This is a genomic window from Peribacillus sp. RS7, assembly GCF_041956845.1.
Classification (GTDB): Bacteria; Bacillota; Bacilli; order Bacillales; family DSM-1321; genus Peribacillus.
Map to the genome: position 1 here is coordinate 1,935,097 of NZ_CP168135.1, position 21,068 is coordinate 1,956,164.

A 21,068-nucleotide genomic window follows, 5' to 3' on the forward strand; every position below is an offset into this window, starting at 1 on the left:
CTTAAAGTGAAGGACCCTTTTCTTTTATTTATCGAATTTCAGTTTGGCCAAAGCATCCGCTAAGGCAGTATTGATCGGCTCTTCTTTATTTTGCTTTTTCATATAATTGGAGACTTCATTTTTTGATACTTTTTGATTTTTATTTTGCCCTCTTCGTTTATTGTAAGAAGAAAGTTTTTCGTGAAAACCGCATTTACAGGTGAATGTCTGTGCTTCTCCTTGACCGCGCATTTCCATCTTTTTGTGACATTGTGGACATCTGGCATTTGTTACACGTGAAACACCTTTTTTGTGGCCACATTCACGATCCTGACAGACAAGCATTTTTCCCTTTTTACTATTCACTTCAAGCATCAGCTTGCCGCAATCAGGACATTTCGTTCCTGACACGTTATCATGCTTGAACTTTTGGTCACTATTTTTGATTTCTTGAACGATATTTTTGGCATAGGTGCGCATATCGCCGATGAATGCCTGTTTTGGTAGCTGTCCTTTGGCAATCGCTGTTAACTTTTGCTCCCATTGAGCTGTCAGTGCTGGAGATCGTAAGTCTTCAGGTGCCAATTGAAGGAGTTGTTTACCTTTCGAAGTTACATGAAGGCCCTTCCCTCTCTTTTCAATCAGGAAGCTATTGAACAATTTTTCAATAACGTCAGCACGTGTTGCAACAGTCCCAATCCCTCCAGTTTCACCCAGAGTCTTGATGAGTTCCTTGCTTTCCCCTGCCATGAAACGAGCAGGATTTTCCATTGCCGAAAGAAGCGACCCTTCATTGAACGGCTCCGGTGGTTTCGTTTCACCCTCTGTTTGTTTCACAGTCGAAATGGATAAACTGTCACCTTTTTTAACGTTCGGAAGCAGTTGCTCAGCAAGGCCATCTTTAGCTTCTTCCTCGTCGAATTGGTGATCATAGACTTCCTTCCAGCCTGATTTCAGGACGACCTTCCCTTTTGCCATGAACGTCTCCTGTCCCATTTTTGCGGTGACGGTCGTTTGCTCATATTCAAAAGGCGGCATTAATACGGCAAGAAACCTTTTAACGACCAAATCATAGATTTTAGATTCTTTGTCGCTCAGTTTTCCCGGTAGCGGAGTCTGCTCAGTGGGGATGATCGCATGGTGATCCGAGACCTTGCTATCATCCACGAACGATTTATTGGCCTTCATCGGGCTGCGCAGGATCCTTGATGCATACTGGGCATATGGTTTAATGCTGACAGCCTGTAATCTTTCTTTTAGCGTATCAACCAAATCCGTTGATAAAAAGCGTGAATCCGTCCTTGGATACGTCAAGACTTTATGGCTTTCATATAAGCGCTGCATGATCGATAACGTCTCTTTCGCCGAATAACCGAATTTCTTATTGGCGTCCCTTTGAAGTTCCGTTAAATCATATAAAGAAGGGGCAAAACTTTTCTTATGGGCTTTGTTCACTTCCACCACTTCTGCCTTTTTCCCCTTCACGGCTGAAAGAACCTTTTCTGCCTTGGCTTTATCAAATGTGCGGATATCTTTAGATTGGGCATCTTGCCAGATTAGGCGCAAATTGGATTCTGCAGTTGCCGAAACGCCATAATATTTCTTAGGCTGGAATTGTTTTATTTCTTCTTCTTTTTTTGCAATCATCGCAAGTGTCGGCGTTTGGACGCGGCCGCAGGATAGCTGGGCATTGTGCTTCGTAGTAAGAGCCCGTGTCGCGTTCATCCCAACGATCCAGTCCGCTTCTGCCCTAGCAACAGCAGAGGCAAATAGGTTTTCATACTCCTTGCCATCCTTCAGCTTTTTAAATCCATCTTTGATCGCTTTATCCGTTACAGAGGAAATCCAAAGCCGTTTGATCGGCTTCTTTACATTCGCTTTTTCGAGAATCCAGCGTGCAACGAGCTCCCCTTCGCGGCCTGCATCTGTTGCAATGATGACATCCTTGACATCATTGCGGTTCAATTGTGTTTTAACCGATTGGAACTGTTTGCCTGATTGCTTGATCACGACCAATTTCAAAGACGGCGGCAACATGGGCAGGTCCTCAAGGCGCCAAGTTTTATATTTTTCATCATAAGTTTCCGGATCTGCATGTGTGACCAAATGACCCAGGGCCCAAGTGACGATATACTGATCGCCTTCAAAAAAACCATTTCCCTTTCTCCCGCAATTCAGCACTTTCGCTATATCTCTTCCGACCGAAGGTTTCTCGGCCAGTACGACTGTTTTACTCATAGTGACATCCTTTCCCTTTTAAACTGATTCCTCTATTATCTCATATAATTTATGACAGGGCGATAATGCACAGGCATGGCATCCCAAAAACAGATCCAACAGGTATCGATCCATTGAATTTCCCGCCTGGGCTCACTTGTACCCAAGGGGATAAATGTAAATTAATAGATTAGATAGCAATCCCGTGCAGTTTTTAGTATGATGAAACGTAGGGATTTTTTCAAATTAATTGGGAGGTTCAATATAAAATGAGCTTACTTTCTATAGATAAATTAGCACACAGCTTTGGCGACCGTACCTTATTCAAGGATGTTTCCTTCCGCCTGATGGCCGGCGAACATGTTGGTCTGGTCGGGGCAAATGGTGTCGGGAAATCAACGATGATGAATATCATTACAGGACAACTTATCCATGATGATGGCCGGGTGGAATGGACACCTGGTGTCGAATATGGCTATCTTGATCAACATACGATACTTTCAAAAGGTAAATCGATTCGCGACGTCTTAAGGGATGCATACTTACCTTTATTCGAGCAGGAAAAAGCACTGAATGAAGTAACAGAGAAAATGGGGACAGCCACTCCAGAAGAACTTGAAGAACTCTTGGAACAAATGGGTGAGATTCAGGACAAGCTGGAAGCTGGAGGTTTTTACAATCTGGATATTAAAATTGAAGAAGCGGCACGCGGTTTAGGGTTGGATGCAATCGGTTTGGACCGTGATGTCTCTGCCCTAAGCGGTGGACAACGGACAAAGGTTTTACTAGCCAAGTTACTTTTGGAACAGCCTGAAGTGCTGCTCCTTGATGAACCGACGAACTACTTGGATGTAGAGCATATCCGCTGGCTGAGCAGCTACTTAAAGGAATATCCTAATGCATTCTTATTAATTTCGCATGACACTGAGTTCATGAACGGCGTCGTCGACGTCATTTTCCATCTTGAATTTTCAAAACTGACCCGTTACACGGCAACTTATGAAAAATTCCTTGAGCTGGCTGAATTGAATAAAAACCAACATATTAACGCATATGAAAAACAGCGTGAATTCATTAAAAAGCAGGAAGACTTCATTGCAAAAAATAAAGCCCGCTACTCAACGACCGGTCGGGCAAAGAGCCGTCAAAAGCAATTGAACCGGATGGAACGCATCGATCGTCCAGAAACTGCAATGAAACCTACCTTTGATTTTAAAGAATCACGTGCGAGCAGCCGTTATGTATTTGAAGGTGAAGATTTGGAAATCGGATATGACCGCCCATTACTTCCGAAGTTGTCCATGACCATCGAACGGGGAGAAAAAATTGCCGTGGTCGGCTGTAATGGAGTTGGTAAATCCACTCTTTTAAAAACGATATTAGGTAAAATTGATCCTCTAGGCGGCAAAAGATCACTTGGCGATTTCCTTTTTTCTTCTTATTTTGAACAGGAAGTGAAAGCAGGCAATACGACGCCGATAGATGAAGTATGGAATGCATTTCCACATCTGGACCAACCGCAGGTACGTGCCATTCTTGCCCGTGTCGGTTTGAAAAACGAGCACATTACACGTCCGATGAGCCATTTAAGCGGTGGTGAACAATCAAAAGTACGCCTGTGCAAACTTATGCTTACCGAAAGCAATTGGCTGTTATTCGATGAGCCGACAAACCATTTGGATGTCGTTGCAAAAGAAGAACTGAAACGTGCATTGAAAGAGTATAAAGGAACGATTGTCCTCGTATGCCATGAACCTGATTTCTATGAAGATTGGGTTACCAAAGTATGGGATGTAGAAGAATGGTCTGCCCAAAATTAATTTTTTTAGGGGATGTCGCAGAACGCGGCATCCCCTTTATTATGAAATAAATAAAAAGCTAGATCATACTTTTAATTGTTCGGACAGGTCTCATCCCGAACCATGATTTAAAAAGATGGTCATTTACTGTTTTATCTGTAATCCCCATTGGATTGAGGAAATTTGCGACACTCCTGCCGAATAACTGGCTAGACGAGACACCAAAGAGCTTCGACGAGGTGACTTGGCAGACAGTCGCGGAAAGGGAGCGGAGTCTGAAAACAACTGGAACGTTTATTAAAGAAAAAAACTGCAGGCAAACTCGCTTTTTTCGAATTTGTCTACAGTCTGAAAGTCAATTCTACATTTTTTTCTATTTATTGATTTTTCCCTCTGTTATTTCACTGGAACGTTTTCATTTTGAATGAAACTGTGAAAAACTGTGCTATTAGATAATCAGAAAGATGTTCTATGTACGGTTATATTGGTAGTTACTCACCTTTTGTTTTTTGGGTTTTCCTCTATACCTTAGGAGGTAAAGGATCAGTGTCAATGTAACGGCTATAGTCAATTGAATTATAAAGATTGTTTTAATAATAAATAACGATTCAATAAAGATCCCAATAACCATATACGAAACGATTATCAAGGCTTTTATCTTCTTTTTAATTTCATACTTATAAAAGCAATCTAAAATTAAGCTTAACATAAGAAAACAGTAGAATGCCTTATAACCATCAAGTATCAATAATAAGGGAAGACCCTCTACGAATACTTTTAATAGAAGAAGAATGGTGAACGTTACAAATAGAAAAAAACTGTTCGTAATGTCTACAGCAATTCGTTCCGTTTTTAATGAAACGGGTAATAAATCAAGTCTAAGCTTTTGATGTAATTTGTATTCAATTTTGATATTGGTTAAATTTAGTAAATTGACGAAGAAAGCAATATAAATGGTATCCACGAAAAAGTTAGTATGTATATCTTCCATTTTCATAAAAGGCAAATACATACTAAGTATATTAAAAACGATAACCGTAATATTTATCGTAATGAGTTTACTAATATAGTTAACATCTCTCAGTAGCCTGAAGAAATTGTACTTTATTAGACCATTTATAACTTTATTCCGTATGAGGATATTCACTATCCTTGTAGATATCCGGTTCGTGACGTGATTGAATTTCTGAGAATCTAGATTGGCACCTTTTTCTTTTATTAATCCACCAACAATGATTGGATAAGTGATAAACGTTATGACTAAAAACATGCAGAGAATAAGCAAAATGGTTGTTATCGTGAAATCCAATTTGGATAATAAAGGCGAAAGCTTACTTGAATTAATATATAAGATTAAAACGATGAGAAGGGTAATGGCTGGAAAATACGGGAATCGAACCTGATACTTCTTAAACCAAAGGATGAAAAACTCAGAATATGTCCGAAGAAACTTCAATGAGAAAACAAAGAATAATAGCAATAGGATATTTAACGTTGGTGCCCCGTAAAATAAAAGAAAAGAAATCACGATTGTAAGCTCTAGAACAATTTCTGCTGTTAGGTTCGATTTAATCAAATGATAAAAAAAGAGTTGGTTGGGCTTAATCGGAATGGTTTTGGAAAAGCTTATGATATAAGTGGTGCTTTCATATAACGCCATAAACACGAAAAGCAATAACAACTCGATTACAGTGAGCACAATAATATAATAGTGAATTACCGTACTCGTATGTACATCAAAAAAAGACAAAAGGATAAAGAGCAAAGAAACCCAAAAAAGAGCTGTGAATATTAATTTTACAGCTTTTTGCTTTTGGTTTAGACTCTTTTCTTCGGTATAGATATTGTATAGCTTGCTGTATGAATGAAAATTCATTCTACTACCCTCTCTGTCATTTCTTCATTTTTTTGACTATGAAGCTTTCCATTTTCCAATCGGTATATATAGTCTGAAATATCCCATGTATGGTCCATGATATGACTCGTGAATAAAGTAGCTTCTCCATTTGCTTTTCGTTTTAGGAAATATGCTTTCACCCAGTTAACAGCCTCATGGTCCAAGCCCTCGAAAATTTCGTCACAAACCAATACCTTAGGATCATAAAGAATGCTACCGATCAATTGGATTTTTTTCTTTGTTCCGAAAGATAAAGAACTAAATGTGGAATCTAATTGATTTATTACATTCAATTCCTCTGCATAGGATGTATATTTAGCAACAACTGATTCTTCTGGAAGGTTGTATATAGAAATTATAAGTTCAAAGAACTCTCTTCCGGTGACCTTCTCCAAATGCAGTTGATTATCTACCGAAACGAACGATGTAACTGTTCTCAGGAAGTTATGATTATTATGATTTTCATTCAAAATATTAATTTCACCTGAATCATAATCCATAAAGTTCAATAAGCAGTTTAAGAAAACACTTTTCCCAATTCCGTTACTTCCTACTATCGCTACTACTGAATCACGTTCAATAGTTAAATTTAAATTGTCTAATACTTTCTTGGAACCAAAACTCTTATTTAGATGATGGACCTCTATACTATTAATCGCAATCACATCCAATTAACTCTTAGTATTTATATCGTACCAGAAAATGACAGATAAAGTAATGACATTAGGATAAGTATTAGGTTTTGTTGCTTAAGTTAAATTAATAAATTAATCTATTAGTCCAGCAGCTTTTAATGCATCATAAATTGCATATAGTGCACTTGCGTTTGATGCTAACCATTTAGTGAAAGCCCAGTATCCAGCTTCCCATGCCGCCTTTGCTGCATTGTATACTGATGCTGCGCCAGCTTTGATTGCGGCCCATGCCTTTGATCCGTATTTTGAGATTGCGTTATAAATTTTAATAGCGATACTTAACATTTTTAATCATCCACCTTTTGGTTTTTTTTATAATTTCCTAATGTCATTACGATATCTTGCTTTAATAATACAAAAGAAAAAAAGAAAAAAAGGTAAAAAAGTAAATGTTCCGGAAACCCAAAGACCCTTTGTCACAGATGGTTTCGTCTTTCCGCAAATCCTTTTACATTCATAGAATTCCCATGTAAATTATGGTAAAATTTCCTTTCATGGATTAGTAATTCAGTTTCTCCTGGATGGAGATGAGAGGCTTTCATTTATTTAACTCTATAAATTAAGAGCATAAAATCCATGTTATACATAATCAGCTTTTATTAGAAAAGGAGTTTTTATAGTGAAGAAACTGACCGTATTTTTCGAAATTATCTTTGTATTAAGTTTCGTTGGTTTAACGCTCCGGTTTTTTGGAGTTGAAAAGGCAGAAGAATGGGGCATCATCTTTTACATAACGGGTGGATCTAGTTTCTTAATCAGTTACTTGCTTCGACAATCAACAAAGAAAAAAGATACCGTAAGTAGTGATAAATAAAGGTGCTTAATTCCATTCCCACTTCATGAAAAGGCTTCCATTAGGAAGATTTTGCATACCTAGTGAAATAAGAAAGATGCTGGATTTGGAGATAAGTAACCCACTTGAATTGTTTATAGATGACGAACATATCATCCTAAAAAAACATGAACCGCAAAATGAATGTATATTAACAGGAGAGGTATCAAGTCAAAATCTTATCCTGGGAGATGGTTCAATCATTCTGACTCCTAAAGCTGCTGAATTGCTTTTTGAAGAATTGCAACATTTAATGAAATCCTAAAACTTTGGAAACCATGTAGGCTAAATCCCCTAAAGGCAGATATCACAATGAAATAAAAGAGAACAAATACTTATTTAAATGCAGAAGAAAACCAGTATCGATAATTATACTGGTTCTTTTGATTTCTATTTATTTGTCGCACCCATTTTAAAATGAAAAGCGTGGAAGGCTCCTTCAGCCAGCCATATTTCCTTAACCTGCGGCTTAAACTCTTTCCGCCACCAAGGTATAGGTTTTCGGAAGTCCAATATCGTGGATTTTATGATTCGGTTCTTCCTCGAGTACCTTAATGACAAGTCCTGATTGACCTATCGACGTTATAAGTTCCCCGATTGTCCATTTACGCTGTACAACTCTTGAAAGGCTCCCTTTTTCCTCATCTGGCATATGCTTCGAAAAAGCGACCTCATTGTTTTCGATTGCCGGGGCGAAATAGTTGCCTGAAATCTTATGTTTTTTACCATTGGAAGTAATGAGCTTTGTTGAAATAGGGTGAAATTCATGCAGTACGAATCGGCCTCCAGGTCTCAACATCATTTTAATTTTTTCAAATAACGGCTGCAGATCTATTAAATAGTGAAGCACACCGAGCTCCATTAAAACCAAATCCTGATTCCCTGATTCATGCTCTGATGATAATGAAAGGACATCTGAAACGATATACTCGATGGTAACATTGGCCCCATTGGCCAGCTCATTTGCAAACGTTGCATTTTCCTGGGAAAAATCAACAACCTTCACTTCAGCTCCCAATATGGCCAGGGCAACTGCTTTAACACCGTTCGACCCCATCAAATGAGTTATCTTTTTACTTGTTACATCCCCCATATATTTATAAAAAGGATGCAGTCTCCATTTTGGATTTTGCTTGATTTTTGATGCCAATTCCACAGGATCTCCATAACGATTGACAAGCGCTAAATAATTATTCTGGTTCCACGCCTGTTCATTTTCCGCTGTGAATCCCTGCTGCTCGGCAGATAAATAAGCATGAATCTCAGCACTGTACCTGCTCATTTCTTCATCGTATAAATAACTGTACAACGACCTGCACCAAATCTCCATATCCCCCAGCTTTATAGATAACCGGTAAGGATCTGTTTTAATGGTCGTGTTAAACCGACAGCGGACAGTTACCGAAACCCCCTCGACATCCATTAGAAAGGAGGCAGTCTCAGGACTTCTTTCAGGCTTTGTTGGGGAGTATTTGGAAAAAAGATTTAAAGCCTCAGTAAAGACATCCCATTGTACATCAATTTCGATGTTCTTATACTCATCAATTTCAACTCCTTGCACGAAAAGAGCAGATCGACCTGTATATTGGTAAGGTATATTAGCTTGATCCAGCATGTTCCCCATTAATGTGATTGAATGATAATAACTTGCCTTCATATGAACCTCCTAAACGTCAAAAAAGCATTACAATTATTCTTATTCTTCCATAGCAAATTTCAAACCTGTACTCGTAATGACAATCAGCTCTTCATCATGGCGGTCAATGCCATAAACGAGTAATGTAACAAGCATATATATGGCTCTGAACCTGGCTAAGCTTTCTGTTTCCTTTTCGATTTCACCATAGATTTCAAAAAAATCACGGCGCACCTCTTTTGGAAAATAACTGTATAAAAAAGAAAAATCAATGGCTCGGTTTCCGATATGCACATCTCCCCAATCAATGATACCTGCGAGAACGCCTTCATCATCAAGCAAGACATTCCGGATATGAATGTCTCCGTGAACGAGTGAAATCGGATGCTGAACATCCAATTCGCCTAGCCCTTCAACAAATTCCTTAACCGCATTGGCCTGTTCCAAGTATCCCAGCCTTAATAGACTTGAGACATTTTCCATTAGCGATTTCTTGCGAAAGGAAACATCAAGCCTCATCATCCCATCAGGCTGTACACCTAAACGCCTAGCCTTTTCCACAGGGAAACTGTGAAGAACTTTCAAAAAACGGGCAAATCTTTTTGCCGATTCGACCTTATTTTCAACCGATCCTTCTACAGGCAAGTGTCCCTTTACCATTTTATAACCGGTAAAAGGATAAGGATATAGAGTACTTGGTTTCCCAAAAAAGATCGGTTCAGGGATATCAAGCGGAAAAGTGCCTGCAATTGAAGGCAAAAGCTGATTTTCCACCTGAATCAACGTAACTGCAATAGGGCGGCGAGGGAAACGGAATACAAATTGCCCATTGATCTGTATGACCGTGTTATCGAAACCCTCCCCAAGTTGCTTGATCTCTTTCAACTCAATTTCCGGAAACTGCAGCATGACCAATTTCCCTGCTAGCTCCAACGAAACTGGATATTCTGCCAACCAAGGCTTTTCCACTCCCGACTCCCCCTTTTACCGGTTTCTCCCTCTATTGGGGCTGCTGCCAGATCCACCCCTGCGATTACTTGGACCTTGTGTACTAGTAGATCTACGGCTATCTCTTTGATCTCCTCGTGGATTGTCACGTTTTGGTCCACGGCTATCTTCCGAGCGGGCCCCCCGCGGATTCTCTCGCCTTGGTCCGCGGCCGATTTCCGAACGGCTTCCCCGTGAATCCTCACGTATAGGTCCACGACCGTTTTCCGAACGGCTTCCCCGTGAATCCTCACGTTTGGGTCCGCGGCTGTTTTCCATCCGGCCTCCCCGTGGTTTCTCCCTCTCGACTTCACGATTGTCCGCTTGATTTACAGAACGGTGACTGCCTCGATTCGGTCCTCTCGTATCTATCCGTTCCCGATGTTTCCTTCCTCCTCCCGAACGCGGTCGGCGGGTACTCTCATCAGAAGAGTCTTCATAACGCTTCCTGTTTTGCCTCACCTCATCGGGTTGGAACATTTTCACTCCTTCAATCGTCCTTCTCTCGATTTTCATGGAGATCCCTTTTTCAATATCGCTTAAAAGCTGAAGATCCTTCGTTGCTATGAAGGTTACAGCCAAGCCATTCTCACCCGCCCGGCCTGTACGGCCAATTCGGTGGATGTAACTTTCTGCATCCTCGGGAACATCATAATTAAACACATGGGTCACGCCTTCTACATCGAGCCCCCGGGCAGCAACGTCCGTTGCCACTAAATATTGAAGCTTTGCGTCTCTGAAGTTTTTCATGACACGCTCCCGCTTTGCCTGTGAAAGGTCACCGTGAAGTTCTTCAGAATTGAATCCAGCTGCCTTCAGGGCATCATTCAAAATCGAAACGCGACGTTTTGTACGGCAAAATATGATCGCAAGGTATGGCTGTTCTTCTTTGATCATGTTAATTAGTGAAGACTGTTTGGCACGATCGGTCGTCTCAATGACAAGCTGCCTGATTTTCTCGACCGTTACTTGCTCAGCCTTCACAGCGGCAGTTAATGGTTTAGTCATGTATCGTTTAGCCAATTGATGCACCTGTTCAGGCATCGTCGCTGAAAAGAGCAACGTTTGGCGCTCCTCTGGAAGCTGTCCCATGATCTCTTCCACTTCTGGTAAAAATCCAATATGAAGCATTTGATCAGCTTCATCAAGCACGAGTGTTTGAGTTTGTGATAGATCGATGGTGCCTCTTCGTAAATGATCTAATAACCTGCCTGGCGTGGCGACCACCACGGAGATGTTTCTTGTCAGCTTTTTCATTTGCTGCTCGACATCCTGTCCGCCATAAACTGCAAGCACTTGAAGTCCTTCGATTTCATTAGCGAATTTTTTCAATTCAGCAGTGATTTGCAAAGCCAATTCCCTGGTTGGCGTGACGATCAGTGATTGTATGTGGGATGCGGAGGGATCGACTTTTTCGAGGATTGGCAACAAAAACGCCAAAGTCTTCCCCGTCCCCGTCTGCGCCTTCGCGATGACATCTCTTCCAGCAAGGATATCTGGAATCGATTTCTCCTGTATGGGGGTTGGCTGGGATATTCCTATTTGCTTTAATATCATGTTAATCGCCGGGCTGACGCCAAGGTCGATGAATTCTGTCATGTATGGGCCTACTTTCTGAATTTCTTCATTTAATTGACTGGTAAATCCACTTTAATGGTAACAGCTTCCTTCACTTTAAGTCATTTTCCTTAGTCTAAGCTATTTGTTAGTATATCATTATCTATTTTCGAGAAAACCTGTACCTTAAAATTTTTCATCCTATTGTACTTTAGTTATTTTTCTAATATAATTTATTAGATTTATTATCCATATATCGAGCTACTTACTTGAAAAAGGGTAAGCATCTCCTCCTTGTAGATTTTTACAAGGATTTTTTGTATATAAAAAAGGAGTGACCGCATGTTTAAATTAAAAGAACGGAATTCAAATATTAAGACGGAAGTACTTGCGGGGCTTACAACCTTTTTAACACTGGCTTATATCATCGTTGTAAACCCAATGATCCTTTCTGATGCCGGTGTTCCTTTCGACCAGGCATTCACAGCAACCATAATCGCAATAATAGTCGGTACCCTATGCATGGCCCTATTAGCCAATTACCCGATTGTCATAGCCCCGGCTATGGGATTGAATGCCTATTTTGCATACTCGGTACTGGGAACCCATGATATCTCATACACAGTTGCCTTTTCTGCAGTCTTTGTTACGGGTATCATCTTTATCCTTTTATCCCTTACCTCTTTCCGCTCAAAATTGATCGAGGCCATCCCCAATAACTTAAAGCATGCAATCAGTGCCGGAATCGGACTTTTCATCACCTTTATCGGACTTCGTTTGTCAGGTGTCGTAACACAGCATGAATCCAACCTGGTTACCCTTGGAAGCTTCAGGGATCCCAGTGTGGCACTTACATTGGTTGGTCTGGTCATAACGATTGTGCTGATCGTTCGTAATGTACAGGGCGCCATTTTCATCGGAATGATCGTGACCGCCATTATCGCTTTCTTTACAGGCCAATTGGAAATTAACGGCTTGGTTTCCACCCCCTCCTTACCTGAAGGAATAATAGTCGCCAATCCAATCACATCTTTCGCCGATGTCATTAACTACGGGCTTTATGGCGTCGTCTTCTCCATTTTGCTTGTAATGCTATTCGATACGACCGGTGCTTTATTAGGAATTGTCCGCCAAGCTGGATTGCTGAAGGAGAATAAGCTTGAAAAATCCGGCAGTGCCTTCTTTGCAGATTCCGTCGGCACTACTGTTGGCGCCATGTTCGGTACAAGCCCGACCGCTGCCTCGGTTGAATCATCAGCTGGTGTAGGAGCGGGCGGCAAGACAGGTTTAACCGCTTTGGTAGTGGCCATCCTTTTCTTGATAACAGCCTTCTTCAGTCCATTGATAGGAGCAGTCTCAAATGTAGCGGCAATCACGGCACCTAGCTTGATCATCGTGGGAAGTATGATGATTAAAAGCATTAATGAAATTGACTGGACACACTTTGATGAATCATTCCCAGCCTTTTTGGTCATTGTCGCCATGCCGTTAACATCAAGCATCGCCAACGGGATAGCACTCGGATTCATCGCCTATCCCATTTTAAAAATGGCAAGAGGCAAATTCCGTGAAGTGCATCCGTTCGTGTATATGTTTGCTGTTCTATTCCTTTACCAACTGATTTTCCTGGCTTGATCATTTCATGAAGGGCACCATGGAATAATAAAAAGGAGTGTTCAATTCATGTTAATTGAACACTCCTTTATTTTGTTTACGTGCAATTACTTTATAACGTTTTCTTTCTGCTTACCTTTAATCACACTTGGTACTCCAACTGCCGTGCAATTATCGGGAACGGATGTCAAAACAACTGCATTTGCCCCCACTTTCGAATTCGTGCCAATTCGAATGCCACCGTGTATTTTAGCGCCATTTCCTATAATCGCATGATCACAAACGATAGGTGCTTTTTTACTTTCTTTATTTTGTCCGAGCGATACTTGATGCATAATCGTAACATGATCCCCTATTTTGCAATATGGGTTGATCAGAACGCCTTTAGCTCCATGAGGCAGACGTAAATCCTTTCCAATTTGACATTGCCCAGGAAACTCGCAATTCAGGAAAAGTCTTATGATTAACAAATCTACCATGCGGTACATAATCCATAATACTTGTTTTAAGATTGGAATGTTCACTTTATAGTAAATTATATTGCCTATCCGGTAAACAAACATGACGATTATTCCATGAATGCCGCCCAGTCTCCCCCAGGTATTAATAAATGCCAACTTATTGAACCATTTAAATAAACCCATGATATGCCTCCTAAGAACATTATATTAATTTATCGAACAGTGATCGCAGCTTCTCCTCTTCATTCTCCCAATTATATTCTTGTCTATATGCAGCTTTTCCTCGTTCCCCCATGTTCGCTGCCATTTCAGGGGATTCCAGTAAATAAACCGCTTTTTGAACCATTTCATCCATGTTTGCTACATCAGCCGACATTCCACAGCGCCATTTATCCAGTACATCTTGAATAAGAAAATCAGAAACCATAAATGGAATGCCAGCGGCCATATATTCAAAACACTTTGTTGTTTTACCACCCATGAAATTAGGATCAGGAACTAAAAACGCCATGCCTGCATGTGCTTTCTGGATGGATTGGAATGCTTTATCAAAGGCCACTACACCCTCTAGACTGATATAATCTTCTAAGCCGTTGTCAAGGATGAATGTTTTCAATTTTTCGATGTATACTTCTCTGCCCGTTCCAATGATCCTCATGTGAAATACTTTCTTTAATTCTACTAATCTTTTTGCAAGAAGCAGCATGGTTTCCCCGCCACGTATATCAGATATGCTTCCTAGGTAGATAAATGTAAACACATCTTCTTTTACCTTATTTTCTTTCATTACAGGAATTTTCGGGTAATTGTAAACATCCGTTGTTGGACAAGTTAAGAATTGATAGTCATCTTTATACGTCATTTCTGCAAACACGACCCCGCTGCATGCCCTTAGCAATCGTTTCTCCAAATAACGATACATACTCAATGCAATTTCGGGGATTTTTTTTCTCATAAGGACCTTTGGTACATTTTCATGCATGTCATAAACAATGACTGGATGATAACGGGGAATCCTTCTTATTATGTTCATTAAAATCAGCAGCTCCGGATCATGAAACTGAATCACATCAGGTTTATCTTTCTTAATCTTCCGGTAAAGAGCAATCCAATTTAACATACGCCCTTTCCTGGATTTCTTAGTCAACAGTTCAACTTCTATATTGGCAGGGATATTATCAGGGATTAGGTTATTTTCAATCGCTATATGCTTCACCTTGTACATTCCTGTTTCTCCAAAAGAAAAGGCTTGCCGAAAATAAATCCTGGTATCATTCCATGGGTGCACCGAACTAATATTATAAAATAACTTCATCTCTTATCTCCCTTTTGTAAATCTGACCCTAACAATAAATACATGATAACGAAAGTAAAAACCATCCCGCCTGTCACAAACGTTGTTGTAAGCGCAGTATCCGCTAAACACCATGCAGGTACAACAAACAGGATTATGCCAACACCTTGCCACTTTTCATTTTCTGTCAGGCTATCATAAATCCATAATATCGCTGCTAAGATCACTGTATAAACCAAGAATCCAATATAACCGAAATTAGCAAAAGCATCGGCGAACATATTGGCATTGGCTGCCATTTCAGGTCGCCCAAAGTACTCTGTACCGATAATGAAGGGCGGGGTCTGGTCATAAACAGGGTCTATGAATTTTTCAAAAATACTATACGATAGCAAGGCTTTTGGATTATTTGAAAAGAAGTCTACATAATAGGTTGTCAGCAAACCCGGTGTGATGATCATCCTTCTGGCAAACAAATTAGATAAATATGTCTGATCAAGGATAAAATCCAGAAAAATGCTGATGCCTAACAGCGAGCAAAGACTTACACAAAAAAGAATGGAGAAATTCCTTCCCTTCTTCCGAAAAGCAATGAATACAATGATTAATAATCCAGTCGATAAAAGGGTGGATTTCAAGCCATTGACGGTGTACAAAAGGTATTGCAGCCCTAGTCCGATAACCACATAGATATATTTTTTTTTGCATAAGCCAATGGTCACGATTAAAGGATTACATACTTTTGCAAGCCACTGTATAATATAGCCTGCAAGAGGGGTTAGTTTTGTTCGAAAGGTCATTCGCTTATCATAGATATCCTCAGAATTTATAGGAGGCTTTAGACTAATTCCGCCCGAAACCTTGAAGATGTAAAGAAAAAAAATCAATAATGTTATAACAAAAATGATTTTTAGTAGACCGAGATTAACATTAGGATGTATAAACTTCATGGCTGGAAATCTATTAACATTTCCAATGATAAGTAAACAAAAAAACAAAAGAACATTCGTATATATGAAATCAGGCTTTATCGTATCAAATAAATAATTTGGAACCCATACTACCGGTATATAGACAATAAAATACAAAATCCAGAAAACGAGTTCCGACGGCTTATCTAAATCCTTTTTTATGAATACAGCTGGCAATATAATGAAAAACATGGAAACACCTATCATGACTGCACTTGGATGTTGTTGATATATATATCCCATATAAGCATATTCAGGGGAAATAAAGTAAACGTAGGATATATCCAGTAACCAGACGTATATTCCTACCAGGCCCAGTTGAATCAGCTTCATTTTTTTAGGTTATCCTCTCGATCTATGGAATGTATCGCTCTATATCCAAGGAGAGCAAAAAAGTAGTAGCTCGCCCCCATACAAATGCTATAGTATAAAATGGCTGTTTCAGCTGAACCCCCTGAAATGAAAATGACCAGTACTCCAATAGATGACAGTAACAGCCTTGAAACATCCCATAGAAGCTGAGTCCGTTGTTTTTTTATTAAATACAATATTTGGGAAACCGGTATGACAATCACTTGACTTATAAACATAAATGACATCAACGTCACATATTCACCGGAAACACGCCACTCTTCACCAAAAACAAAGCTGAAGAGCCCTGGGGCGATCCAAGCAAGCAGTATCAGTGACGGTATACCTGCCATCGCTAACTTAGCAAGGATGCTTCTATATAATTTCAAAACTCTTCGAGGATCATTTGTAATGCTTTTTAACGCTTCGGTGTAGAATACTGGTGAAATACTCGCTCCCACCATCGTAATGGGCAGACCTACCGTTTTTGAAGCCATGGAAAAATAACCTGTCACTTCAGGTCCGTATAGGCGCATTAATAACAAAAATATGATTTGCATGGATAAAGAACTTAATAGTGTTGACCACGTGGAGTATTTAGCGAAATCCTCATACTTTTTAAACAAATACCCAATTCTTCTAAAGTTCACTTTCGGCCAATGCATCTGCTTTAAGAAAAATCGCCAAATATATACAAGGGTAATTCCTCTTCCAATCATATCTCCCGTAGCTAAACCTATTCCTGGAGTAAGATGATTAATCGACGTAAGCGAGAACTGGCTTATTACATTGCTAATCGATTGAAGTATTTTAGAATGAGTTATACCTTTAAACTTATCTTCTTTCACCAACCAGTAAAGCAACACTTGGTATATCCCTGCAAAAAATAGACCACTTGAAAGCAAAAGGTCATTTTTTATAGTCGTCTTAATCCCGTATATTTGAAATAACGATAGATTCAAAAGGCTTAAAATAATATTCAGCATACAAACAACGGCAATCGTAAACAAACTGATGTACATTAAGTGAACCGTATTCTTATGGTTTTTTTCTAAAGGAATCGCCTTTTCTAAACAAAGAGATGAAAATGACATGAGAATGGCCAAAAGGGAAGTATAGGTTGCAAACACACCAAAATCTTCTGGTGTATATATTCTTGTCAATATGGGAGAACTTGCGAATAGAATAAGCTGTGCAATTGAATTCCCTGTTAATAATAAAAGTATTTTATTCATAAAATCATTTTTCATTTTCATATTCTCATACCACGCCACATCTCTATTTTATATACTAAATTTTGCTTTTCAGATTAGCCTAATCTATCGTCCATTAACGTTTCTTTTATTTGATCCGCTGGATAGTGCATGATCCAGTCAAGAATTGATAAATTTTTTACACATTCTTTCTCATTTTTCACATAATAGACAGGATGAATGAAATTTTGATATACGACTTCAATATCTTCTTTATGAAACAATTCTTCTTCCAAGTAATCCTTTCCGCTTTTTCCGCTTAAATAGCATGCACCGCCAGCTTGCTTAATTAAGCTGACTAATCTCTCAGTTTTTCCAAACGACGTTTTAAACTCAGTGGAAAGTTGTGTTTCTCCTTCATAGTTTAAATAATGTAAGATCAATTCAATTAAGTGAATATTTAAATCTACTAACAAAGCGTGTTCTTTTTGATATGCCTCTTCCAACAGTGGGAAGAAATCTTGAAAGTGCCGAGTTTTTTTATAAACTTCCGAGATTTGCTTCAAATGGTTCCTTTTCCATTTTTGATTTGGGGAATGATAACTGATTACTTTTTCATGTAACATTTCAGGTTTTTTTTGAAGTGGCACAGTTAGCCTTGACTCTTTTCCGTCAGCACCTAAAATATATGTTTTATTTTGAAAATTACTTGAAGAGTATTTCACATCCAATAGATATATAAATACATCCGATTGAAAAATCTTGTGAATCAATCCGATCCAAGGCAGGAAATTAGGCTGGTGAATTGTGACTATCTTCTGTTTTTCCACCTACAGAACCTCTATTGAAAAGATTAGTAGGAATGTTTCCGCGTATTTACAATTCACTTGGGAGCCCCTCCAACTACCGATATGCTCTGCATTAACTAAGTAATGCCCCATATAACCGGATAACTGTGATTGGAACAAGGTAATCATACGTTTTTTATCTTCCATAAACTCTGTAATATCACTATAAATATTCGGGTGAAATTGATTGGCGGCGATGTTATTATTTTGGTTAATTTGTTCAAATTCATATAGAGTAAATTGTTTTTTCCTAAAACAGCTTCTTACGACCTTAGATAATTTTTGATGATCTTGATGACTGTCATTCATCCAATGTGTGTAGACTTCGTCAGGATTGATTTCTTCAATGATTTCATCGAGCTCTTTTATTAATATATGCATAGGAATATCCTCAACGTTTTTACCCTCGCTGTATTTAGAGAACTGTACCTCATATCCAAAGTTCTTTGATGACTCTATAGCCTCTTGTTTCCTGACCTTGATATTCGAAGGGATGGAAAATATGACGTTGATAATGTAATGTCCTTGACTCAGTAGCTTACGAATGGTTCCGCCCATACTAATTTCCGCATCATCTGGGTGTGCTGTTACTAGCAATATTTTTTTCATCATGTTCCTCCATTTAGTGCTTGTTCAATGATAGATATCGCTTGAAGTGTTATGTTCTTTCGTTCTCTGTACGCTGTTTTATTTTTCATTAAAATATATTCCGAAAATTCAGTAATTTCATAAAGCAAACTATTATCACTAATTGGTTTGCTTATTGTTTCTCTAATGTTATTACTGATACTGTGGTAACTAATTTTTCGAATATCGTATAATGAATGAAAACGCAACGTTCCGTTCTCTCCGTAAATTTCCGATATTGAATAATTCGTAAAATTAATTTTTGAAATCAACATGGTTATCTTATAATCTTTATATTCAAAAATGAGCGTACCGCCCAAATCAATATTTTTTACGATCATTTGTTTAAAATAAAAACTGTTAACGGGAACACCGAATAATTGAATGGCTGCATAAATAGGATAAATTCCAATTGTCCTTAATGTGCCGCCACCATGGTTTTCATCAAAAAGTGGAGCTTTTTCTCCTTTTAGTAAAGCCAAATACTGCTTGGAGTAGTTTTGATACTTTAGAGTTGCCCCATGAATTTTCCCTAACTTTTTAATGGCATTCTTTAAACTATGAAAGTTAGGTTCATAAATGGATCTTACTGCCTCAAACACAAAAACATTTTGTTTATCTGCAGCATCGAAAACTCGATTTGCCTGATCGGTTGTCATGAATGCCGTTTTTTCCACAATGACGTTCTTTCCATGCTCAATGGCCGCCATAGCTTGTTCATAATGGGAGGCATTTGGCGTGGCAATATAAACAGTATCCAGCTCCTCATCTTCAAGGACTTCATTCAGGGATCCATAAACTTTAGAAACTCCTTTTTCTTTTGCAAGCTCCTTGGCAAAATGAAATCTTCTCCCCCAAATTCCAATTACCTCTCCATTTGAACTTTCATTAATGGCATCGATCATTGCACAACTTATGGGACCTGAACCTACCACTCCAATCCTATTTTTAATTGCCATGTTCCACTGCCTGTTTACATTTCGCTACAATGTATTTCAGATCCTCATCGGATAAATCCAAGTGACATGGTAACGTGAAATGAGATTCACGAAATCTATCGGCATTCGGGAGAGAGGCAAGGGGATATTCCTCTAGCAATGTGGGCTGTAAATGTAACGGGACCCCATAACAATGCCCTGTGCTTATATGACCCTCTTTTAAATGCCTTTTAAATGTTTCGCATTGCTCTTTGCTTTTAGACATAACGATAATTTTATAAAATGAAGATTCATTGTGGTCAGAAGAAGCTTGGAAGTAAAGACCGTGTTCTTGAAAAATATCTCTTAAATTCTCTTTATAGAAACGGAAGATTTCCTGCCTGACCTGGATCATCCCATAAGCTTCCTGAACTTGCAGATAACCAAGCAATGCATTAAATTCACTAAGAAGCATGTCACCGGATAATACTTGATTGACTGCACCATTTTCATTCCCATGGTGCCTTAACAACTCACAGTATTTGATTAAATCTATATCATCCGATGTAATGACACCGCCTGTGGCACTTGTAACAATTTTAGTGGGGTACATTGAGAAAACCCCAGCAAATCCAATTGTACCGGCTTTATATCCATTTATAGTGGCACCAAAAGCATGTGAAGCATCTTCGATTAGATAAAGATCATTCTCATCACAAAACTCTTTAATCTCAAAGATGTTATCAGGGATCTTTCCAGCAATATATGTAATTAGGACAACTTTCGTTTTAGGAGTCACGGCGTTCTTCAGGCTATTTAAATCCAAATTGAAATCCTCTAAATTAATGTCACAAAGAACGACTCTTCCTTTCGCATTTTTCACCGCATATACTGGAGAAATAAACGTATTGCTTGGCATGATCACTTCTTTGTCTTCAACATCCAGATACTTTAATATAATTTCAATGGCTGCCGTTGCACTAGAAAGTGCGACAGCATACTTAGAATCACTGTATTGTCTGACGCTTTCTTCAAATTTCCGGGTAAAATCACCTAGAATTAATCTGCCAGAATCCAAAATGTGCTCAATGTTTTTAAGGTATTCCCATTTTACCCAACCTGTTATCACTGGCTTTGTATTTACGATATTCTCCATAGAACTCCATCCTTTTTCCAAAATTAGATCTTCAAGT

19 protein-coding genes are annotated in these 21,068 nt (G+C 39.0%); 4 read left to right on the forward strand and 15 right to left on the reverse strand.

The features are described from left to right. Nucleotides 1-24: 24 nt before the first annotated feature. Complete coding sequence (locus ACDZ29_RS09935) at nt 25-2,217, reverse strand: DNA topoisomerase III (RefSeq protein ID WP_375090764.1); 2,193 nt, start codon at nt 2,215-2,217, stop codon at nt 25-27. Between the two features lie 248 nt (nt 2,218-2,465). On the opposite strand from ACDZ29_RS09935, the gene ACDZ29_RS09940 reads away from it, so the two are divergent. Further along, entirely contained in the window at nt 2,466-4,016 is a 1,551-nt protein-coding gene (locus tag ACDZ29_RS09940; protein ID WP_061465848.1) for an ABC-F family ATP-binding cassette domain-containing protein, read from the forward strand. A gap of 448 nt (nt 4,017-4,464) precedes the next feature. Here ACDZ29_RS09940 and ACDZ29_RS09945 read toward each other — a convergent pair whose 3' ends face one another. The 3 genes from ACDZ29_RS09945 to ACDZ29_RS09955 all read right to left on the reverse strand — a co-directional run bounded on the left by ACDZ29_RS09945 (nt 4,465) and on the right by ACDZ29_RS09955 (nt 6,872). Next, nucleotides 4,465-5,871, reverse strand: coding sequence for a hypothetical protein (locus ACDZ29_RS09945; protein WP_375090765.1), 1,407 nt, complete (start codon nt 5,869-5,871; stop codon nt 4,465-4,467). Further along, nucleotides 5,868-6,557 (reverse strand): ABC transporter ATP-binding protein, encoded by a 690-nt coding sequence (locus ACDZ29_RS09950; RefSeq protein ID WP_289327414.1) that lies wholly within the window; start codon nt 6,555-6,557, stop codon nt 5,868-5,870. Before ACDZ29_RS09950 ends, ACDZ29_RS09945 begins: the two co-directional genes overlap by 4 nt. Before the next feature lie 102 nt (nt 6,558-6,659). Then, complete coding sequence (locus tag ACDZ29_RS09955) at nt 6,660-6,872, reverse strand: hypothetical protein (protein WP_289327116.1); 213 nt, start codon at nt 6,870-6,872, stop codon at nt 6,660-6,662. A 334-nt stretch (nt 6,873-7,206) separates the two neighbouring features. Here ACDZ29_RS09955 and ACDZ29_RS09960 point away from each other — a divergent pair, with 334 nt between their 5' ends. Continuing rightward, nucleotides 7,207-7,401 carry a hypothetical protein gene (locus ACDZ29_RS09960; protein WP_289314235.1) on the forward strand — a complete coding sequence of 65 codons (195 nt, stop codon included), beginning with the start codon at nt 7,207-7,209 and terminating at the stop codon, nt 7,399-7,401. A gap of 76 nt (nt 7,402-7,477) precedes the next feature. Continuing rightward, the gene (locus ACDZ29_RS09965) at nt 7,478-7,684 is read left to right on the forward strand and encodes an AbrB family transcriptional regulator (protein WP_375090766.1); all 207 of its coding nucleotides are present in this window, start codon (nt 7,478-7,480) and stop codon (nt 7,682-7,684) included. Between the two features lie 204 nt (nt 7,685-7,888). On the opposite strand, the gene ACDZ29_RS09970 is transcribed toward ACDZ29_RS09965, so the two are convergent. From ACDZ29_RS09970 to ACDZ29_RS09980, 3 genes are read right to left on the reverse strand one after another with little or no spacing between them, the layout of a single operon-like run. Next, nucleotides 7,889-9,076 (reverse strand): class I SAM-dependent methyltransferase, encoded by a 1,188-nt coding sequence (locus tag ACDZ29_RS09970; RefSeq protein WP_375090767.1) that lies wholly within the window; start codon nt 9,074-9,076, stop codon nt 7,889-7,891. 39 nt (nt 9,077-9,115) lie between these two features. Beyond that, nucleotides 9,116-10,024, reverse strand: coding sequence for a phosphotransferase (locus ACDZ29_RS09975; protein ID WP_370016901.1), 909 nt, complete (start codon nt 10,022-10,024; stop codon nt 9,116-9,118). 15 nt (nt 10,025-10,039) lie between these two features. After that, nucleotides 10,040-11,641 (reverse strand): DEAD/DEAH box helicase, encoded by a 1,602-nt coding sequence (locus tag ACDZ29_RS09980; protein ID WP_375090768.1) that lies wholly within the window; start codon nt 11,639-11,641, stop codon nt 10,040-10,042. A 300-nt stretch (nt 11,642-11,941) separates the two neighbouring features. Here ACDZ29_RS09980 and ACDZ29_RS09985 point away from each other — a divergent pair, with 300 nt between their 5' ends. After that, nucleotides 11,942-13,234 (forward strand): NCS2 family permease, encoded by a 1,293-nt coding sequence (locus ACDZ29_RS09985; protein ID WP_289327127.1) that lies wholly within the window; start codon nt 11,942-11,944, stop codon nt 13,232-13,234. A gap of 86 nt (nt 13,235-13,320) precedes the next feature. On the opposite strand, the gene ACDZ29_RS09990 is transcribed toward ACDZ29_RS09985, so the two are convergent. From ACDZ29_RS09990 to ACDZ29_RS10025, 8 genes are all read right to left on the reverse strand, one after another. After that, nucleotides 13,321-13,857, reverse strand: coding sequence for a serine O-acetyltransferase (locus ACDZ29_RS09990; protein WP_289327128.1), 537 nt, complete (start codon nt 13,855-13,857; stop codon nt 13,321-13,323). 19 nt (nt 13,858-13,876) lie between these two features. After that, nucleotides 13,877-14,899, reverse strand: a complete 1,023-nt coding sequence (locus ACDZ29_RS09995) for a glycosyltransferase (RefSeq protein WP_375090769.1) — start codon at nt 14,897-14,899, stop codon at nt 13,877-13,879. Between the two features lie 86 nt (nt 14,900-14,985). Further along, the gene (locus ACDZ29_RS10000) at nt 14,986-16,272 is read right to left on the reverse strand and encodes a hypothetical protein (protein ID WP_375090770.1); all 1,287 of its coding nucleotides are present in this window, start codon (nt 16,270-16,272) and stop codon (nt 14,986-14,988) included. Beyond that, complete coding sequence (locus tag ACDZ29_RS10005) at nt 16,269-17,540, reverse strand: oligosaccharide flippase family protein (RefSeq protein WP_375090771.1); 1,272 nt, start codon at nt 17,538-17,540, stop codon at nt 16,269-16,271. The genes ACDZ29_RS10000 and ACDZ29_RS10005 overlap by 4 nt, the downstream gene beginning before the upstream one ends. 59 nt (nt 17,541-17,599) lie before the next feature. Beyond that, nucleotides 17,600-18,313: a WbqC family protein gene (locus ACDZ29_RS10010; RefSeq protein WP_289327132.1), complete on the reverse strand. Its 714-nt coding sequence runs from the start codon at nt 18,311-18,313 to the stop codon at nt 17,600-17,602. Next, entirely contained in the window at nt 18,314-18,940 is a 627-nt protein-coding gene (locus ACDZ29_RS10015) for a PIG-L deacetylase family protein (RefSeq protein WP_375090772.1), read from the reverse strand. Beyond that, nucleotides 18,940-19,917 (reverse strand): Gfo/Idh/MocA family protein, encoded by a 978-nt coding sequence (locus tag ACDZ29_RS10020; RefSeq protein ID WP_375090773.1) that lies wholly within the window; start codon nt 19,915-19,917, stop codon nt 18,940-18,942. The genes ACDZ29_RS10015 and ACDZ29_RS10020 overlap by 1 nt, the downstream gene beginning before the upstream one ends. Then, nucleotides 19,907-21,031 (reverse strand): DegT/DnrJ/EryC1/StrS family aminotransferase, encoded by a 1,125-nt coding sequence (locus tag ACDZ29_RS10025; RefSeq protein WP_375090774.1) that lies wholly within the window; start codon nt 21,029-21,031, stop codon nt 19,907-19,909. Before ACDZ29_RS10025 ends, ACDZ29_RS10020 begins: the two co-directional genes overlap by 11 nt. Between the last annotated feature and the right edge of the window lie 37 nt (nt 21,032-21,068).

Bases quoted from the DNA above. Each gene is read 5' to 3' on its own strand.
- ACDZ29_RS09990 (WP_289327128.1), bottom strand. From the start codon at position 13,857: ATGGGTTTATTTAAATGGTTCAATAAGTTGGCATTTATTAATACCTGG.
- ACDZ29_RS09970 (WP_375090767.1), bottom strand. From the start codon at position 9,076: ATGAAGGCAAGTTATTATCATTCAATCACATTAATGGGGAACATGCTG.
- ACDZ29_RS10015 (WP_375090772.1), bottom strand. From the start codon at position 18,940: ATGAAAAAAATATTGCTAGTAACAGCACACCCAGATGATGCGGAAATT.
- ACDZ29_RS10025 (WP_375090774.1), bottom strand. From the start codon at position 21,031: ATGGAGAATATCGTAAATACAAAGCCAGTGATAACAGGTTGGGTAAAA.
- ACDZ29_RS10005 (WP_375090771.1), bottom strand. From the start codon at position 17,540: ATGAAAAATGATTTTATGAATAAAATACTTTTATTATTAACAGGGAAT.
- ACDZ29_RS09940 (WP_061465848.1), top strand. From the start codon at position 2,466: ATGAGCTTACTTTCTATAGATAAATTAGCACACAGCTTTGGCGACCGT.
- ACDZ29_RS10000 (WP_375090770.1), bottom strand. From the start codon at position 16,272: ATGAAGCTGATTCAACTGGGCCTGGTAGGAATATACGTCTGGTTACTG.
- ACDZ29_RS09980 (WP_375090768.1), bottom strand. From the start codon at position 11,641: ATGACAGAATTCATCGACCTTGGCGTCAGCCCGGCGATTAACATGATA.
- ACDZ29_RS09965 (WP_375090766.1), top strand. From the start codon at position 7,478: ATGCTGGATTTGGAGATAAGTAACCCACTTGAATTGTTTATAGATGAC.
- ACDZ29_RS10020 (WP_375090773.1), bottom strand. From the start codon at position 19,917: ATGGCAATTAAAAATAGGATTGGAGTGGTAGGTTCAGGTCCCATAAGT.
- ACDZ29_RS09935 (WP_375090764.1), bottom strand. From the start codon at position 2,217: ATGAGTAAAACAGTCGTACTGGCCGAGAAACCTTCGGTCGGAAGAGAT.
- ACDZ29_RS09955 (WP_289327116.1), bottom strand. From the start codon at position 6,872: ATGTTAAGTATCGCTATTAAAATTTATAACGCAATCTCAAAATACGGA.
- ACDZ29_RS09985 (WP_289327127.1), top strand. From the start codon at position 11,942: ATGTTTAAATTAAAAGAACGGAATTCAAATATTAAGACGGAAGTACTT.
- ACDZ29_RS09995 (WP_375090769.1), bottom strand. From the start codon at position 14,899: ATGTACAAGGTGAAGCATATAGCGATTGAAAATAACCTAATCCCTGAT.
- ACDZ29_RS09945 (WP_375090765.1), bottom strand. From the start codon at position 5,871: ATGAATTTTCATTCATACAGCAAGCTATACAATATCTATACCGAAGAA.